At 66.2% G+C, this 18,042-nt stretch carries 17 protein-coding genes; 8 read left to right on the top strand and 9 right to left on the bottom strand.

Features of this window, described 5'->3' with window-relative positions:
* Positions 1-63: 63 nt before the first annotated feature.
* The 5 genes from JHW45_RS01645 to cysQ form a co-directional block, all read right to left on the bottom strand.
* Complete coding sequence (locus JHW45_RS01645) at positions 64-1,113, bottom strand: glycosyltransferase family 2 protein (RefSeq protein WP_272859231.1); 1,050 nt, start codon at positions 1,111-1,113, stop codon at positions 64-66.
* Position 1,114: 1 nt separating this feature from the next.
* Positions 1,115-2,101: a UDP-glucose 4-epimerase GalE gene (gene galE, locus JHW45_RS01640; RefSeq protein WP_272859230.1), complete on the bottom strand. Its 987-nt coding sequence runs from the start codon at positions 2,099-2,101 to the stop codon at positions 1,115-1,117.
* Between the two features lie 2 nt (positions 2,102-2,103).
* Positions 2,104-3,000: a UTP--glucose-1-phosphate uridylyltransferase gene (locus JHW45_RS01635; RefSeq protein ID WP_272859229.1), complete on the bottom strand. Its 897-nt coding sequence runs from the start codon at positions 2,998-3,000 to the stop codon at positions 2,104-2,106.
* A 169-nt stretch (positions 3,001-3,169) separates the two neighbouring features.
* The gene (gene kdsB / locus JHW45_RS01630) at positions 3,170-3,970 is read right to left on the bottom strand and encodes a 3-deoxy-manno-octulosonate cytidylyltransferase (RefSeq protein ID WP_272859228.1); all 801 of its coding nucleotides are present in this window, start codon (positions 3,968-3,970) and stop codon (positions 3,170-3,172) included.
* 1 nt (position 3,971) lies between these two features.
* Positions 3,972-4,769 (bottom strand): 3'(2'),5'-bisphosphate nucleotidase CysQ, encoded by a 798-nt coding sequence (cysQ, locus tag JHW45_RS01625; protein WP_272859227.1) that lies wholly within the window; start codon positions 4,767-4,769, stop codon positions 3,972-3,974.
* A gap of 169 nt (positions 4,770-4,938) precedes the next feature.
* Between cysQ and JHW45_RS01620 the strand changes: the two genes are divergently transcribed.
* The 8 genes from JHW45_RS01620 to JHW45_RS01585 all read left to right on the top strand — a co-directional run bounded on the left by JHW45_RS01620 (position 4,939) and on the right by JHW45_RS01585 (position 14,422).
* Complete coding sequence (locus JHW45_RS01620; RefSeq protein ID WP_272859226.1) at positions 4,939-5,733, top strand: ABC transporter permease; 795 nt, start codon at positions 4,939-4,941, stop codon at positions 5,731-5,733.
* 203 nt (positions 5,734-5,936) lie between these two features.
* Positions 5,937-7,856 (top strand): molecular chaperone DnaK, encoded by a 1,920-nt coding sequence (gene dnaK, locus JHW45_RS01615; RefSeq protein WP_272859225.1) that lies wholly within the window; start codon positions 5,937-5,939, stop codon positions 7,854-7,856.
* 77 nt (positions 7,857-7,933) lie between these two features.
* Positions 7,934-9,100, top strand: coding sequence for a molecular chaperone DnaJ (gene dnaJ, locus JHW45_RS01610; protein WP_272859224.1), 1,167 nt, complete (start codon positions 7,934-7,936; stop codon positions 9,098-9,100).
* 55 nt (positions 9,101-9,155) lie between these two features.
* A complete protein-coding gene (gene radC, locus JHW45_RS01605) occupies positions 9,156-9,950 on the top strand; it encodes a RadC family protein (RefSeq protein ID WP_272859223.1) in 795 nt (264 codons plus the stop codon).
* A gap of 184 nt (positions 9,951-10,134) precedes the next feature.
* Positions 10,135-10,695, top strand: coding sequence for a ubiquinol-cytochrome c reductase iron-sulfur subunit (petA, locus tag JHW45_RS01600; RefSeq protein ID WP_272859222.1), 561 nt, complete (start codon positions 10,135-10,137; stop codon positions 10,693-10,695).
* Positions 10,696-10,707: 12 nt separating this feature from the next.
* Entirely contained in the window at positions 10,708-12,030 is a 1,323-nt protein-coding gene (petB, locus tag JHW45_RS01595) for a cytochrome b (protein ID WP_272859221.1), read from the top strand.
* A gap of 543 nt (positions 12,031-12,573) precedes the next feature.
* Complete coding sequence (locus JHW45_RS01590; protein WP_272860505.1) at positions 12,574-13,419, top strand: cytochrome c1; 846 nt, start codon at positions 12,574-12,576, stop codon at positions 13,417-13,419.
* A 124-nt stretch (positions 13,420-13,543) separates the two neighbouring features.
* The gene (locus JHW45_RS01585) at positions 13,544-14,422 is read left to right on the top strand and encodes a PfkB family carbohydrate kinase (RefSeq protein ID WP_272859220.1); all 879 of its coding nucleotides are present in this window, start codon (positions 13,544-13,546) and stop codon (positions 14,420-14,422) included.
* Between the two features lie 3 nt (positions 14,423-14,425).
* Here the strand turns inward: JHW45_RS01585 and phoB are convergent, their stop codons facing one another.
* The 4 genes from phoB to pstA are packed head-to-tail and all read right to left on the bottom strand — an operon-like array spanning position 14,426 to position 18,028.
* A complete protein-coding gene (gene phoB, locus JHW45_RS01580) occupies positions 14,426-15,115 on the bottom strand; it encodes a phosphate regulon transcriptional regulator PhoB (RefSeq protein ID WP_272859219.1) in 690 nt (229 codons plus the stop codon).
* A gap of 5 nt (positions 15,116-15,120) precedes the next feature.
* Positions 15,121-15,843, bottom strand: a complete 723-nt coding sequence (phoU, locus tag JHW45_RS01575; protein WP_272859218.1) for a phosphate signaling complex protein PhoU — start codon at positions 15,841-15,843, stop codon at positions 15,121-15,123.
* 19 nt (positions 15,844-15,862) lie between these two features.
* The gene (pstB, locus tag JHW45_RS01570) at positions 15,863-16,660 is read right to left on the bottom strand and encodes a phosphate ABC transporter ATP-binding protein PstB (RefSeq protein ID WP_272859217.1); all 798 of its coding nucleotides are present in this window, start codon (positions 16,658-16,660) and stop codon (positions 15,863-15,865) included.
* A 30-nt stretch (positions 16,661-16,690) separates the two neighbouring features.
* Positions 16,691-18,028 (bottom strand): phosphate ABC transporter permease PstA, encoded by a 1,338-nt coding sequence (pstA, locus tag JHW45_RS01565; protein WP_419181849.1) that lies wholly within the window; start codon positions 18,026-18,028, stop codon positions 16,691-16,693.
* Between the last annotated feature and the right edge of the window lie 14 nt (positions 18,029-18,042).

The raw sequence follows: 18,042 nt of genomic DNA, 5'->3' as shown, positions 1-18,042 counted from the left end.
GGATGTTCTGTTCCGCATCATCGCAACCGACATGCGATCTTGGGGAAAGATTGGCAAGTCATTTCAACCTTCGGCCGCAGGGTCGCCCTGCCATCCCGCCGCCCCCATCAGCCTCAGATCGACCAGTTGCTGCGGCCCCTGATAGCGGACCGAGTCCCGATGCCACAGGACCGGCGCGCGGATCAGGGCGCGGTGATAGGACGCATAGGCGTCGGGGTCGGCGAAATGCTGGCGCCGCGCCAGTTCCTCGCGCGATCTGGCCACGATGTCGGGCAGGAACTTGCCGTGCAGCAGCACGCCCGACAGGCGCGCATCGCCCGGCCCGTCATACAGGTCGTTCAGCCGTGGCGGCAGCATCGAATGGGTCGAGTTCACATAGGCGAACCCGCGCCGCCAGCGGATCAGCGGCAGCTTGTTCAGCGTGGGCGCGCGGCGCGGGCGCTCGGCGAAAAAGACCCGTTCGCGCACGCCGCCCTGCACCCACCGGTTGCGCCGGGGCTGCTGGACCCGGCACCGATAAGGGCCAGCGTCGAAATAGGGCAGTCGATGCGTCAGCGGCGCCCCCGGCGGCGCATCCGCTTGCCCCAGTGCCGCGCGCGGATACAGATCCAGCATTAGCGCGCCCATGCCGGCCACGCCGCGCGCATCCAGAAACGCGGTCAGTTCGCTCAGATCGCGCCGGTCGCAATCGGGATAGACCAGCATTTCGTCTGCATCGACGGTCACGCACCAATGGCCGTGGCCGTGCCGGAACAGCAGCGCGCCCAGCCAGTCCATGCCGAACCGGGCATCGCGATAGCTGTCGGTCGCGCGCCACAGCGAGATATCGGGCAGATCGCGCAGCAGGCGGTCCGTGCCATCGTCGCTGTCATTGTCCACGATCAGGAAATGGCCGACGCCAAGGCGACGGTAATGGTCCAGGAATTCGGGGATTCGCGCGGCCTCGTTCCTCAGCGTCGCAAACAGCAGGATCTCGCCCCGCGCGATCGTCGCCGTCCGGTCGGCCAGCGGCGTCAGGCGGCGTCCGGCGCGGATCGCCCGCCAGATCAGCTGGCGACGCTTCCAGCGCAGGCGATAGGCCGACCATGCGCCGCGCAGCCGGCCCGGGGCCATCTTAACGCTCGTAATGGCCGTTCTGGTGCCAGCGCCAGGCATCGCCGATCATCTGCTTCATGGTCGAGCGTGCCGGAACCCATCCCAGCTCGTCGCGCGCCCGCTGGCTGCCGCAGACCAGCTTGACCGCGTCGCCGCCCCGGCGGGGGCCGTCCTGCATCGGAACCGGACGGTTGGTGACGTGCCGCGTGGCATCGACCACTTCGCGGACGGAAAACCCGTCGCCGGTGCCCAGGCAGAACACGCGGCTGCCCCGGCCCGCGCGCAGCCATTCCAGACCGGCCACATGGGCGTCGACCAGATCCACGACATGGACATAGTCGCGGATGCAGGTGCCGTCCGGGGTCGGATAATCGGTTCCGTGAATGGTCAGCGCATCGCGCTTGCCGTCCACCGCATCGAGGATCAGCGGGATCAGATGCGTCTCGGGGCGATGAAACTCGCCCACCTCGGCCTCGGGGTCGGCGCCGGCGACGTTGAAATAGCGGAAGATGACATGCCGCAATTCGTGCGCCGCGCCGAAATCGGACAGCATATCCTCGATGGCGCGTTTCGAGGCGCCATAGGCGTTCAGCGGGTTCTGCGGCGTCTCCTCGTCCAGCACCTCGCCGTCGCGGTCGCCATAGGTCGCGCAGGTCGAGCTGAAGACGAAATCCAGGCAGCCCGCCGCCACCGCCGCCTCGATCAGGTTCAGCGATCCGGCCACGTTGGTGCGCCAGTATCGGCCGGGTTCGGCCATCGCCTCGCCCACCTGGCTCAGCGCCGCGAAATGCAGCACGGCAACCGGGCGATGGGCGGCAAAGGCCGCATCCAGCGCGGCACGATCCATCAGATCGGCCTCAATCAACGGCCCGAACCTGACCGCATCGCGCCAGCCGGTGGACAGATTGTCCAGCGTGACCGGCAGATACCCCGCCGCCGCCAGCGCCTTGCAGGCATGCGAGCCGATATAGCCGGCGCCGCCGGTGACCAGAACCGTCTGCGCCACGTTTATTCCGCCGCGCGCTGCATCGACATGACGCCGTGCAGATATTCGGCGAACTCGTCCTTCAGCTCGTCACGTTCCAGCCCGAAGGCGACGGTGGCCTGCAGGAAGCCCGCCTTCGAGCCACAGTCGAATCGCTGGCCACGGAACCGCAGGCCATAGACGCCGCGCCCGGCCTCGATCTCGTCGGCGATGGCGTCGGTCAGCTGGATCTCTCCGCCCGATCCCTGTTTCAGCTTGTTGAGGTTCTTCATCACCGTCGGTGCAAGGATATAGCGCCCGATCACCGCCAGGTTCGACGGCGCCGATCCGGGGGCCGGTTTCTCCACCATGCCGCGGGCCTTGACGATGGCGCCCATATCCTCGCTGACGTCGAGCACGCCATAGGACTGCGCCTTGTCCGGCGCGACCTCCATGGTGGCGACCATGCTGCCGCCGGTTTCGCCATAGGCCTCGATCATCTGTTGCAGGCAGGGCGGCTGGCCCATGATGACGTCATCGGTCAGGATCACCGCGAAAGGTTCATCGTCGCTGACCAGCCGGCGGGCGCACCAGACCGCGTGGCCCAGCCCAAGCGCCTTGTGCTGACGGATATAGGCAATCGCGCCGGATTCCATGTTGGTGGCGCGCAGCGTTTCCAGCAACTCGGTCTTGCCCGACCGCTTGAGGCTGGATTCCAGCTCGTGCGCGTGATCGAAATAATCTTCCAGCGCGCCCTTGCCGCGCGAGGTGACGAAGATGAATTCCTTGATCCCGGCAGCCCGCGCCTCGTCGATGGCGTATTGGATCAGCGGTCGGTCGACCAGCGTCATGATTTCTTTCGGGATGCTTTTCGTGGCGGGCAGGAACCGTGTTCCCAGACCGGCGACGGGAAAGATGGCCTTCGTTACCTTGCGACTCATTGTCTGACACCCTTGTGCATTGCGGAGGCCGCGAACTTCGCGTTGCGGCCAATCATACCATATCGCGGGGCGTTGCAAGCCCGCGGCCACGGTTCCGGGCGGCATATCGCCTGCCTGTCCGCATCCCCTGGGCACAGGGCGCGATGCGCGCCTGCCCGCCGTGTTCGTCCTAGTCGATTCCCATCGTGCGCATCATCTCCTCGATACGTGCAACATCTTCGGGGTTGTTGAGTTCCCAGAACTGTCGTCCGCGCGCCTCGACCTCGACGCACAGGATGCGCCGGCCGCGTTCCAGAAAGCGCAGCTGTTCCAGACCTTCCAGCCGTTCCAGCCGCCCCTCGTCCCAGCCCGGATACTGCGCCAGCGCCGATGGGCGATAGGCATAGACGCCGACATGGTGAAAGACTGGGCTGTCGGCGTCGTCGTCGAAACTGCCCGCCGCGAACGGAATGACCTCTTTCGAGAAATAGAGGGCCTGGTTGTCGTGCCCGAACACCGCCGTAGTGCCGCCCACGCGTCCGGCCATCCGGTCGGCGATCAGGTCCGCGCGCATCCGCCCCGAACAGCGCAGCACCGGCGTCGCCACATCGGCCTGCGGGTCGGCGCGCAGCCCGGCGACCAGATCCTCGACGAACCAGGACGGAGTCAGCGGCGCGTCGCCCTGCAGATTGACCACGATATCGGGCGAGACGGCCAGATTGCCGACCGCCTCGGCGCAGCGTTCGGTCCCGTTGCGGCATGCCGTCGAGGTCATCACCACCTCGGCCCCGAAGGATCGGGCATGATCGCGGATGCGTTCGTCATCGGTGGCGACCACGACCCGGTCCGCGCCGCCGACGGCCATCGCCGCGTCCCAGCTGCGCCGGATCAGGCTGCGCGCCTGTCCCGACGCGCCTTTCAGATCGACCAGCGGCTTGCCCGGATAGCGGGTCGAAGCATGGCGGGCGGGAATGACGATCAGAACCGACATGTCACGCCTTGACCAGCAGCACGCCGGGCGCATAGGCGACGAAGAAGGGGTTTTCAAAACCGGGCTTGCCATAGGTCAGCGGCGTGTGGTCGTCGAATCGCACCACCTCGCCGCCCGCGCCGCGCAGCACCGCGTCGCCCGCGGCGGTGTCCCATTCCATCGTGCGGCCCAGGCGGGGATACAGATCGGCCTCGCCCGTCGCCACGAGGCAGAATTTCAGCGACGATCCGGCGCTGGTCATGTCGCGCACGCCGTATTGCGCGATATAGGCGTCGGTCGCGGCATCGCGATGCGATTTCGAGGCCACGACCATCAGCCCGCGATTGTCGGGCGTCGGATTGACGCCGATGGGCTGGGTCGTGCCCGGCTGGTCGCCGAACGGCCCCTTCTCCTCGACCGAGCGGCCGTCGCCGGTGGTATAGAACAGCCGCCCCTTGGCCGGCGCATAGACGACGCCCCGCACCGGCACGCCGTTTTCGACATAGGCGATGTTCACGGTGAAATCGCCGCGCCGCTGGACGAATTCCTTGGTGCCGTCCAGCGGATCGACGATCAGGAAGGTGCCGACGCTTTGTTCGTGCGTCTGCGCCTGTTCCTCGGTCACCAGCGGGATGTCGGGAAAGGCCGCGCGCAAGCCGTCCGAGATCAGCGCATCGGCGGCCTCGTCCGCGGCGGTCACGGGCGATTCGTCGGACTTGGCCCGCACCGCCATATCCTCGGCCTCATAGATCTCCATGATGCGGCGGCCGGCCTGAAGGGCAAGGCGGCGCATCTCGGCGGTCAGTCGATCAAATTCCATGCATTCTTCCTTCCCATCTGGCGCCCCGACACCGTCGCGCAATTGTGCGCAGAACCCCAACCCCTTATGATCGTCCATGACGGCTGGGGCAAGCGCCTGCCCCGGCAGGCCGCGACCCGACCCCACAGGTGGATGCATCAGCTTGTTCACGCAGCGCCGAAACAGGAACATGATCCAGGCCGCCGGCACCACGCTGGCGCTGATCTATCACCAGACCGTTTACAATCTGCGAACGGACCACCGGAACGCGATCATCGGGCTGTTGCTGACGATCCTGCAAACGGTGGCCTTCATGGTCGTGTTCCTGCTGATCTATCTGATTCTTGGTGTGCGGCAGTCGCCCATCCGCGGCGATTTCATGATGTATATCATGTCGGGCATCTTCCTGTTCATGACGCATGTGAAGACCGTGGGCGCGGTGGCGGGCAGCCACTCGGTCACCAACAGCCTGGTCAAGCACGAACCGCTGACGCCGGCGGTGCTGATCGCGGCGGGATCGCTGACGGCGCTGTATCGCCAGACGATCAGCTGCGCCGCGATCCTGGCGATCTATCACGTGGCGATCAGCCCGGTCAGCATCGACGATCCGATCGGCTGTCTGGCGATGTACATGCTGGCCTGGTTCTCGGGCGCGTGCGTGGGGCTGGTGTTTCTGGGCATCCGCCCCTGGGCGCCCAAGGTCGCGCCGCTGCTGACCACCGTCTATCAGCGCGTGAACATGTTCGCTTCGGGCAAGATGTTCGTGGCCAACATGCTGCCCGGCTTCATGCTGCCGTGGTTCGCGTGGAACCCGCTGTTCCACATCATCGACCAGATGCGCGGCGATCTGTTCATCAACTATACGCCGCGAAAGACCGATCCGCTTTACGCGCTGTGGTTCTCGCTGGCGGCGCTGATGGTCGGGCTTCTGATCAACTTCACCACCCGCAAATACGAATCGCTCAGCTGGACTGCGGCGCAGTAAGGGCCTGTCCGCTCCCCTCGCGCGCGTGGCGAAAGAGGGCGCAAATTGGATCGACCATGCGCTTGCGAGGCCGAAAACCATCCCTATATACAGCCCCGAAGCCTTCGGGCATGTCCGAAGGCGATCTGAACACTGGGATCGGGCCACGGGGGCCGTAACGGACCCAAGGCCCAAGACATCGCCGCAAGAGAGGTTAAAGACACATGTCCAAAGTTATCGGCATCGACCTTGGCACCACCAACAGCTGCGTCGCCATCATGGACGGCAGCCAGCCGAAGGTGATCGAGAACAGCGAAGGCGCCCGCACCACCCCGTCGATCGTCGGCTTCACCGATGGCGAACGGCTGGTCGGCCAGTCCGCCAAACGCCAGGCCGTGACCAACCCGACCAACACCGTCTTCGCCGTCAAGCGCCTGATCGGCCGCCGCATCGGCGACGAGGCCGTCGAGAAGGACAAGAAGCTGGTCCCCTATTCGATCATCGACGGCGGCAACGGCGACGCATGGGTCGAGGTGAAGGGCGAGAAATATTCGCCGGCTCAGGTCAGCGCGATGATCCTTCAGAAGATGAAGGAAACCGCCGAATCCTATCTGGGCGAAGAGGTCAAGCAGGCCGTCATCACCGTTCCGGCCTATTTCAACGACGCACAGCGTCAGGCCACCAAGGACGCCGGCAAGATCGCCGGGCTCGAGGTGCTGCGCATCATCAACGAACCGACCGCGGCCGCGCTGGCCTATGGTCTGGACAAGAAGGAAACCAAGACGATCGCGGTCTATGACCTCGGCGGCGGGACCTTCGACATCACCATCCTGGAAATCGACGACGGCCTGTTCGAGGTGAAATCGACCAACGGGGACACGTTCCTGGGCGGCGAAGATTTCGACATGCGGATCGTCAACTATCTCGCCGACGAGTTCAAAAAGGAACACGGCGTCGATCTGACCAAGGACAAGATGGCCCTTCAGCGCCTGAAAGAGGCGGCGGAAAAGGCCAAGATCGAACTGTCCAGCTCCAGCCAGACCGAGATCAACCAGCCCTTCATCAGCATGGACAAGGACAGCGGCACGCCGCTGCACATGGTCATGAAACTGACCCGCGCCAAGCTGGAAAGCCTGGTCGGCGATCTGATCAAGCGCACGATGAAACCGGTTCAGGACGCGCTGAAGGATGCCGGCATCTCGAAAAGCGACATCGACGAGGTCGTTCTGGTCGGCGGCATGACCCGGATGCCCAAGGTGTTCCAGGAAGTCACCGATTTCTTCGGCAAGGAACCCCACAAGGGCGTGAACCCCGATGAGGTCGTGGCGCTGGGTGCCGCGATTCAGGCCGGCGTGCTGCAGGGCGACGTCAAGGATGTCGTGCTGCTGGACGTGACGCCGCTGAGCCTGGGCATCGAGACGCTGGGCGGTGTGTTCACCCGCCTGATCGACCGCAACACCACCATCCCGACCAAGAAAAGCCAGATCTTCTCGACCGCCGAGGACAACCAGAACGCGGTGACGATCCGGGTCTTCCAGGGCGAACGCGAGATGGCCGCGGACAACAAGATGCTGGGCCAGTTCAACCTCGAGGATATTCCGCCGGCACCGCGCGGCATGCCCCAGATCGAGGTGACGTTCGACATCGACGCCAACGGCATCGTGTCGGTCAGCGCCAAGGACAAGGGCACCGGCAAGGAACAGAACATCACCATCCAGGCCTCGGGCGGTCTGTCGGACGAGGATATCGACCGGATGGTGAAGGACGCCGAAGCCAATGCCGAGGCCGACAAGGGACGTCGCGAACTGGTCGAGGCCCGGAACCAGGCCGAAAGCCTGATCCACACGACCCGCAAGTCGCTTGAGGAGCATGCCGACAAGGTCGACGAATCGACCGTCGAGGCGATCGAGCTGTCGATCAACGCGCTGGAAGAGGCGCTGAAATCGGACGACGCCGGCAAGATCAAGTCGGGCATCCAGAACGTGATGGATGCGTCGATGAAGCTGGGCGAGGCGATCTACAAGGCGCAGCAGGACGGTGCCGACAGCGCCGCTGCGGCCGAACCCGATTCGCCGCGCGATGTCGATGACGACATCGTGGATGCCGATTTCGAGGATCTCGACGACGACAAGAAACGCGGCTGATCCGGGCCGCGCCCCGCATGGGCCGGTCCGCTGACGGCGGGCCGGCCTCATTCTTGGGGAAGTGAACAGGAAACGACATGGCCAAGCGTTGCTATTACGAAGTTCTGGGCGTCACCCGCGGGGCTTCGACGGAAGAAATCAAGAAAGCCTATCGCAGCAAGGCGAAAGAGCTTCACCCCGACCGCAACAAGGACGACAGCCAGGCCGAGGCCCGTTTCAAGGAAGTCAACGAAGCCTATGACTGTCTGAAGGACGACCGGAAGAAGGCCGCCTATGACCGTTTCGGTCACGCGGCGTTCGAGAATGGCGGCATGGGCGGCGGTTTCGGCGGCGCGCGCGGCGCGCATCCGGGCGATTTCGGCTCGGCCTTTGCCGACGTGTTCGAGGATCTGTTCGGCGACATGATGGGCCGGCGCGGACCCGGCGGCGGGCGGTCGCGGGCGCAGCGCGGACAGGATTTGCGCTATAACCTGCGGATCGCGCTGGAAGAGGCGTATAGCGGCCTGCAAAAGACCATCACCGTGCGCGGATCGGTCGCGTGCAGCGACTGTCAGGGCACCGGTGCCGAAGGCGCGACCCAGCCCGCCACCTGTCCGACCTGCGGCGGCATGGGCAAGGTCCGTGCGCAGCAGGGCTTCTTCACCGTCGAACGCAGCTGCCCGACCTGCGGCGGCCAGGGTCAGATCGTCAAGAATCCCTGCAAATCCTGCCACGGCGCCGGACGCGAGGAAAAGGAACGCACGCTGTCGGTCAACATCCCCGCCGGGGTCGAGACGGGCACCCGCATCCGTCTGGCCGGCGAGGGCGAGGCCGGCCTGCGCGGCGGTCCCGCGGGCGATCTCTATATCTTCGTCGAGGTGCAGGAACACGACATCTTCCTGCGCGACGGCAAGGTTCTGGCCTGCCAGGTGCCCGTCAGCATGGCCGCGGCCGCGCTTGGCGGCGAGGTCGAGGTGCCCACTATCGACGGCGGACGCGCCCGCGTGAAGGTGCCCGCGGGCAGCCAGTCGGGACGCCAGATGCGGTTGCGCGGCAAGGGCATGCCGCCCTTGCGCCACGGCGCCGGCTCGAACGGCGAGGCGGGCGACATGCTGATCGAACTGGTGGTCGAGACGCCGGTGAACCTGACCGCGCGACAGAAAGAACTGCTGCGGGAATTCGAGGCGGTTAAGGCCGACAACAGCCCGCAATCGGACAGCTTCTTCAACAAGGTCAAGGGCTTCTGGGACGACATGACCCGCTGATCCGGGCCGGCGTGCGTTAACCGGTTCTTCATCGCTTCCGCGCCATGCTGGGGCCATGAGCCCGAATCGTTCCTTCGGCGAGATGCCGATGCCCCTTTTTTCGCCCGCGCCCGACGATGTGGCGCAGCCGCAAACACCGGCCGGCTCCGGTCCGGCGGCGCGGCCCGCCAAGGCCGCGCCGTCCTATCTGGCCGATCATCGCGCGCGGCTGCGCGAACGCTTCATGCAGGGCGGCGCATCCGCGATGCCGGATTACGAAATGCTGGAACTGGTGCTGTTCCGCGCCATTCCCCGACAGGATGTCAAGCCGCTGGCGCGCCGGCTGATCGACCGGTTCGGCGATTTCAACCGGGTGCTGTCGGCCAGCCCGGCGCGTCTGGCGGAGACCGAGGGCGTCGGCCCCGCCGTCGTCACCGAGCTGAAGATCGTCGAGGCCGCGGCGCAGCGCCTGTCGCGCGCGCGGGTGATGCATCGTCCGGTCCTGTCAGGCTGGGACGCGCTGCTGGATTACTGCCACACGGCGATGGCGCATCGCGAGATCGAACAGTTCCGGGTTCTGTATCTGGACCGCAAGAACGTGCTGATCGCGGATGAGGAGCAGGGCCGCGGCACCGTCGATCACGTCCCGGTCTATCCGCGCGAGATCATCCGGCGGGCGCTGGAACTGAACGCCTCGGCGCTGATTCTGGTCCACAACCATCCCTCGGGCGATCCCACCCCCTCGGATTCGGACATTTCGATGACGGCGCGCGTCGCGCAGGCCGCCGACAGCATGGGAATCACCATCCACGACCATCTGATCATCGGAAAATCCCGCGAACTCAGCTTTCGGGCCGAGGGGTTGCTGTAGGCGGCCCGCCATGGCGCTGCGCGACAAAAATTCAACAGATGCGGCGATATGCACCGGGCCGGACCGGCTTATCGTCTGGACTGACACATAATTGATCGGTAGAACCGCGGACGCGAAGGCTGCGATCAGACGCGGCCCGGATTGTCGTATCGGCCGGCCCCCGGCCCGAATTGGAGAATGACCCGTGTCCCACGCAGATGACCACGTAGGCACAAGGAGGGATTTCCTCTATTATGCCACGGCGGGCGCAGGCACGGTGGCCGCTGGCGCCGCCGCCTGGACGCTTGTTAACCAGATGAACCCGTCCGCCGACGTTCAGGCGCTCTCCTCGATCCAGGTCGACATCAGCGGCGTCGAGACCGGCACGCAGCTGACGGTCAAATGGCTGGGCAAGCCCGTATTCATCCGGCGTCGGACCGAAACCGAGATCGAGGAAGGCCGCGCGGTCCAGCTGAACGAGCTGATCGACCAGGACGCCGAAAATCCCAACAGGCCTGGCGAACCCGCGCTTGACCAGAACCGGACGCTGGACGAGGCCGGCGAATGGCTGGTCATGATCGGCGTCTGCACTCATCTGGGCTGCGTGCCGATCGGCGACGGCGCGGGCGATTACGACGGCTGGTTCTGCCCCTGCCACGGCTCGCACTACGACACCGCCGGGCGCATCCGCCGCGGCCCGGCGCCCGAGAACCTGCATATTCCGGTCGCCGAGTTCGTCGACGACACAACCATCAAGCTGGGCTGAGGAGGGTTCCACATGGCAGGTATTCCGCACGACCATTACGAGCCCGGCTCGGGCTTCGAACGCTGGCTGCACCGCCGTCTTCCGGTTGTGGCCCTCCTTTACGACACGCTGATGATCCCGACGCCCAAGAACCTCAACTGGATGTGGATCTGGGGCATCGTGCTGGCCTTCTGCCTGGCGTTGCAGATCATCACCGGCATCGTGCTGGTGATGCATTACACGCCGCATGTCGATCTGGCCTTTGCCAGTGTCGAACACATCATGCGCGACGTGAACGGCGGCTACATGCTGCGCTATCTGCACACGAACGGCGCGTCGCTGTTCTTCCTCGCGGTCTATCTGCACATCTTCCGCGGGCTGTATTACGGCAGCTACAAGGCCCCGCGCGAGGTGACCTGGATCATCGGGATGCTGATCTATCTGTGCATGATGGGCACCGCCTTCATGGGCTATGTGCTGCCCTGGGGGCAAATGTCGTTCTGGGGCGCGACCGTGATCACCGGCCTGTTCGGCGCGATTCCGGGCATCGGGCCGTCGATCCAGACCTGGCTTCTGGGCGGGCCGGCGGTGGACAACGCCACGCTGAACCGCTTCTTCTCGCTGCATTATCTGCTGCCGTTCATCATCGCGGCGCTGGTCGTGGTCCATATCTGGGCCTTCCACACCACCGGCAACAACAACCCCACCGGGGTCGAGGTGCGCCGGACCAGCAAGGAAGAGGCCGAAAGGGACACCCTGCCCTTCTGGCCCTATTTCGTGATGAAGGACCTGTTCGCGCTGGGGATCGTGCTGATCGTGTTCTTCGCGATCGTGGGCTTCATGCCGAACTATCTGGGCCACCCCGACAACTATATCGAGGCGAACCCGCTGGCGACGCCGGCCCATATCGTGCCGGAATGGTATTTCCTGCCGTTCTACGCCATCCTGCGCGCATTCACCGCAGATGTCTGGCTGGTGCAGCTTGTCAACTGGATCAGCTTCGGGATCATCGACGCCAAGTTCTTCGGCGTCATCGCCATGTTCGGCGCGATCCTGGTCATGGCGCTGGTGCCGTGGCTTGATACCAGCCGCGTGCGGTCGGGCAAGTATCGTCCGCAGTTCAAGTGGTGGTTCTGGCTGCTGGTGGTCGATTTCGTGGTCCTGACCTGGGTCGGCGCACAGCCGCCCGAAGGGATCTATCCCTATATCGCGCTGGCCGGTTCGGCCTACTGGTTTGCCTATTTCCTGGTGATCCTGCCGCTTCTGGGGGTGATCGAGAAACCCGACCCGATGCCGGCCACGATCGAGGAAGATTTCCTCGCGCATCACGAATCGCCCACGCGCATGGCCGAGTAAGGAGAGCCATCAATGACCCTGAGAACCAAGACGCTCACGGCCGTTGCGGCCCTGACCATCTCTGCCGCCGGCTTCGCGCTGGCGCAGGATGGCTCGACCACCACGGTGCCCTTGCAGCAACCGGCCGAGGCGCAAAGCGCCCCGGTCGCCGAGGGAAGCACGACCTTCGTGGCCACGCCGACAGACGACGCGGCGACGGGCGACGCGGAAACCGAAGACGCGGCCGCGGATGCCGCGCCGGCGGAAGAAGACCAGCCGGCAGAAGATGCGCCGGCGGCAGAGGCTGCGGCGGACGAGCCTGCGACGCAGGACGACACCGCACCCGCCACCGATGAGGCGGCAGGTGATGAGGCGGCAGGTGATGAGGCGGTGGATGAAGCGGCGGACGAAGCCGCCGCGGATCAGGATGCCGCCGAGGCCGACGCCGAACCCACGGCGGAATCCGCCGCAGACGCCAATGCCGAACCGGCTGACGCGGGCGAACAGGACGAGGCGGCGACCGAGGCCGGGGAGGCCGCCACCGACGACGCCATCGGCGACGAGATGGAGGAACCGACCGAGGCAGAGCCCGTGACCGCCGAGGAAGCCGACGAGACGATCGATTCCGGTTCTGCCGGTGCGGGCGGCGGCGCGCATGACGAAACCGGCGCCGGCGAACATGAGGGCGGCCATATCGAGGATATCTCGTTCAGCTTCGAGGGTCCGTTCGGCAAGTTCGACCAGTTCCAGCTTCAGCGCGGCCTGCAGGTCTATACCGAGGTCTGCTCGGCCTGCCACGGCATGAAGTTCGTGCCGATCCGCACCCTTGCGGATGATGGCGGACCCGCCCTGCCGGAGGATCAGGTCCGCGCCTATGCCGCCAACATGTCCGAAGTCACCGACGAGGAAACCGGCGAGGATCGCACCCGCCTTCCGACCGACCATTTCCCCGAGGTGACGGGAATGGGCATGGGGCCGGACCTGTCGCTGATGGCCAAGGCGCGCGCGGGTTTCCACGGCCCCTACGGCACCGGGCTCAGCCAGCTGTTCAGGGGGATCGGCGGGCCAGAGTATATCCATGCCCTGCTGACCAGCTATACCGGCGAAGAGGTCGAACAGGCGGGCAGCGTGTTCTATGTCAACACCGCCTTCTCGACCGGGGCGATCTCGATGCCGCCGCCGCTGTCGGACGATCTGGTGACATACGAGGACGGCACGCCGGCCACGGTCGACCAGATGTCGCGCGACGTGTCGGCATTCCTGATGTGGACCGCCGAACCGAAGATGATGGACCGCAAGATGGTCGGTCTGGTCTCGGTCCTGTTCCTGATCGTGCTGACGGCGCTGCTGTATCTGACGAACAAGCGTCTGTGGGCCCCGCACAAGGGCGCGAAACGGTCCAAAGACTGATCCGGCCCAGCACCGGACCAGAACAATCGACGCGCCCCCTGACCGGGGCGCGTTTTTTCATGCCCGGCCGCTGGACAAGGCAGACCCGCGACGCTCAGATGCAGGCGAAGGGGAAAGGGTGATCATGCCGATCTGGAATCTGGGCTCGATCAATATCGACCATGTCTATCGGCTGGATCGCCTGCCGGAACCCGGCGCGACGCAGGCCGCGCGCAGCTATTCCACCGGGCTGGGCGGCAAGGGCGCGAACCAGACCGTCGCCGCCGCGCGGGCGGGCGCGCGGACCCGCCATCTGGGCGCGATGGGTCAGGGCGATGACTGGGTGATCGAGCGTATCCGCGCCACTGGCGCCTGCCCGGCGGGCATCCAGCGCCTGCCGGACGAGGCGACCGGGCACGCGATCATCCTGCTGGACCGGGCGGGCGAAAACGCCATCGTCATCCACCCCGGCGCCAACCGCGCAATCGACCGCGACGCGCTGCGCCGCGCGCTGTCCGAAATCGGGCCCGACGACACGCTGCTGTTGCAGAACGAGACCAGCTGTCAGCTCGAAGCCGCAAGGCAGGCGCGGCAGGCCGGCGCGCGGGTGATCTATTCCGCCGCGCCGTTCGACATCGACGCGGTGCGGCAGGTGCTGCCGCATGTGTCGATCCTGGCCATGAACGCGGGCGAGGCGCAGCAGCTTTTCGCGGCGCTGCCGGGCGATCTGCCGGTCCGGGGGCTGCTGATCACGCGCGGGGCGGACGGGGCCGAATACCGCGATCTGCGCACCGGCCAAACATACCGGCAGGCCGCATTTCGCGTCACCGCCGTCGATACGACCGGGGCGGGCGACACCTTTGCCGGCTATTTCGCCGCCGCGCTGGATCGCGGCGATGCCATTCCGGCGGCGCTGCGACTGGCGGCCGCCGCATCGGCGTTGCAGGTCACGCGGCCCGGCGCGGGCGACGCCATTCCGGACCGCGACGAGGTTCTGGACTTCATCCGCCGCAACCCGGCCTAGATCTTACCCAAGCGCATAGCCGGTGCCGCGCACGGTGCGCACCGGGTTGTCGCCGCCATGCTGCATCAGCGCCTTGCGCAGCCGGCCCACATGCACGTCGATGGTGCGCGAATCGACATGGATGTCGCGGCCCCAGACGCGGTCCAGCAACTGTTCGCGCGTCCAGACCCGGCCGGGGCGCTCCATCAGCGTGGACAGCAGCCGGAATTCGGTCGGACCCAGATGCAGCGGCCGGCCGGCGCGGGACACGCGGTGTTCGGCGGCATCCAGCACGATATCGGCAAAGCTCAGCCGCTGGCCCATGCTGGCGGGACGGGTGCGGCGCAGTTGCGTGCGCAGCCGGGCGATCAGTTCGACCACGGAGAAGGGTTTGACGACGTAATCGTCCGCCCCGGTTTCCAGCCCGCGCACCCGGTCGGCCTCTTCGCCGCGCGCCGACAGCATGATGACCGGGATGTCGCGCAGGCCCGCATCGGCCTTGATGCGCCGGCAGACCTCGATCCCCGGCACGCGGGGCAGCATCCAGTCCAGCACGATCAGATCGGGCACTTCCTCGCGCGCCAGCAACAGCGCGTCTTCGCCGTTATCGGCCAGAACCACGCCGAACCCTTCGGATTCCAGGTTATAGCGCAGGATCTCGCGCTGCGCGCCTTCGTCCTCGACCACCAGAACGCAGGGGGCGTGATCGGCCATCGCCCTTAACCCCCGCCCGGCGCGGGCGCGGCCATCTGCACGCTGTCCGACTTGGGGCGGGCGTCGTCGGGCATCCGGCCGGTCACCAGATAGATGACCTGTTCGGCAATCGAGGTCGCGTGATCGCCCATCCGTTCGGTATTCTTGGCCAGGAAATGCAGATGCATGCAGGCGGTGATGTTGCGCGGATCCTCCATCATGTGGGTCAGGAACTCGCGGAACAGCGCGTTATACATCTGGTCCACCTCAAGATCGCGCAGCCGCACATCCTCGGCCAGCCGGGCGTCGCGGCGGATATAGGCGTCCAGCGCGTCCTGCAACATCCGGCTGACGGACTGGTTCATCCGGCGCAGCGCCATCGCCGCGCCGTCGATCACCGGCAGTTGCGACAGCACCGGCGTCCGCTTGGCCATGTTCTTGGCGTAATCGCCCACCCGTTCCAGCGCGGCGCTGATCTTGATCACGGCCAGAACCATCCGCAGATCGGTTGCCGTGGGTGCGCGCCGCGCGATCAGGCGGGCCGCATCCTCGTTGATCTGCGCCTCCAGCGCGTCGATGGCCCGGTCGCGGCGGCGGACCTGTTCGGCCAGATCCTCGTCGCGCCCCTCCAGCGCGGCCGAGGCGTCGGCGATTGCGGCCTCGACCATGCCGCCCATCTTCACGACCTGCGCCTGTATCGTTTCCAGATCGCGGTCGAAGGCGGTCGCGATATGTCTGTTGCGGTTCATGTGCCTGCCTTCCTGAGGGTCAGCCGATGCGGCCCGAGATATAGGCTTCGGTGCGCGAATCCCCGGGGCTGGTGAAGATGTCGCCGGTATCGCCATATTCCACAAGACGGCCCAGATGGAAGAACGCGGTCTTGCGGCTGACGCGGGCGGCCTGCTGCATCGAATGGGTCACGATGACGACGGCCAGGGACTGGCGCAGCCGGTCGATCAGCTCCTCGATCTGCCCGGTGGCGATGGGGTCCAGCGCCGAACAGGGTTCGTCCATCAGCAGAATTTCGGGCGCGGTGGCGATGGCGCGGGCGATGCACAGGCGCTGTTGCTGGCCACCCGACAGGCCGGTGCCCGGCTCGGCCAGCCGGTCCTTGACCTCGTCCCACAGCGCCGCGTCGCGCAGGCTGCGTTCCACGATCGCGTCCAGATCGGCGCGGTCGCGGGCCAGGCCGTGGATGCGCGGACCATAGGCCACGTTGTCATGGATCGACTTGGGAAACGGGTTCGGCTTCTGGAACACCATGCCCACCCGCGCCCGCAGCCGCACCGGATCGACGCGGCGGTCGTGGATATCCTCGCCGTCCAGGCTGATCCGGCCGGCCACGCGCGCGCCGGGGATGGTGTCGTTCATCCGGTTGATGCAGCGCAGAAAGGTCGATTTGCCGCAGCCGGACGGCCCGATGAAGGCGGTCACGGTGTTGTCGGGAATATCCACATCGACATCGCGAATGGCCTGCTTGTCGCCATACCAGACCTGCACCGACCGGGCCGAGATCTTGATGGCCTCCTGCCGGGTGACGCCTTCCGCCTGTCTCATGTCATACATCCGGGTTTCCTTTCTGTAAGGCGGATCGCATTACCAGCGCCGCTCGAACCGGCGGCGCAGAAGAACGGCCAGCAGGTTCATGGCCAGAAGCATCGCCAGCAGCACGATGATCGCGCCCCAGGCGCGTTCGGCGAAGGCCGGGTCGGCGCGCTGCGTCCAGTTGTAGATCTGCACCGGCAGCGCCGAGGCTGGCTCGAACAGCCCCTCGGGCGGGGCGGCGGGAAAGTCGCGGACAAAGGCGACCATGCCGATCAGCAGCAGCGGCGCCGTCTCGCCCAGTGCCTGCGCCAGGCCGATGATGGTGCCGGTCAGGATGCCCGGCAGGGCCAGCGGCACGACATGGTGAAACACCGCCTGCATCCGCGACGCCCCGACCGCCAGCGCCGCATCGCGGATGGATTGCGGCACCGCCTTCAGCGCCGCCCGCGTGGCGATGATGATCGTGGGCAGCGTCATCAGCGTCAGGACCAGCCCGCCGACGATGGGCGCCGATTGCGGCAGGCCGACTAGGTTGATGAACGCCGCCAACCCCAGGATTCCGAACACGATGGAGGGCACGGCGGCAAGATTGGCGATGTTCACCTCGATCACGTCGGTCCAGCGGTTCCGGGGGGCGAATTCCTCAAGATAGATGCTGGCCGCGACGCCGATGGGCACCGCCAGGATCAGCACCACCAGCATCATGTAAAGCGAGCCCAGGATCGCCACGCCCAGCCCCGCCGCCTCGGGTCGCCGGTCGGATGCGTCGGGGTTTGTCAGAAAGCCGGGGTTGAACCGCGTGACCAGCAAGCCATTGTCCTTCAGCGCCTGCGCCAGCTGCAGTTGCGGGGCCGAGGTGTTGGCCTCGGCCGTGGCGCTGTCCATCGTGACGCGGCCCTTGAAGAACCCGTCCACGCGGCCATTCACCAGCACGTTCATCGCGACCGTTCCCCCGATCAGGTCGGGGTCGGCCAGAACGCGGTCGCGCAGCTGCGCCGCCGCCCGATCCGACATCAGCCCGCCGATATCGCCGTCGGACAGGCCGGGCACGCGGATGCCGCCATCGGCGATGGCCTGTTTCAGCGCCCGGTCCAGAACCGGCCCATAGGCCAGGGTCAGCACCTGCGCCATCTGCGCGGGATCGCGGTTGCCCTGCGGGTCCAGCCGCTCGGCCGGCAGCGCGACCGGGATCGACAGATAGGTCTGGCGGAACGCGCCCGCCCCGTCGCGCACGATGATGAACATCAGCAGCAGCAGCGCCGCCATCGCCACGCCGATTGCCGCGGCACCGCAGCGGCGGAACCTTGTCTCGGCGGCGTGGCGGCGGCGGGTGCGCGCATCCGTCCCCATCAGCGAGGCGGGGCGGTCGGGTGTCGCAGCATCGTGCAGGGGGACGGGCGTCG

Source organism: Paracoccus stylophorae (genome assembly GCF_028553765.1).
In the GTDB taxonomy this organism is placed as follows: Bacteria; Pseudomonadota; Alphaproteobacteria; order Rhodobacterales; family Rhodobacteraceae; genus Paracoccus; species Paracoccus stylophorae.
This window is presented reverse-complemented; position numbering and strand designations above follow the sequence as displayed.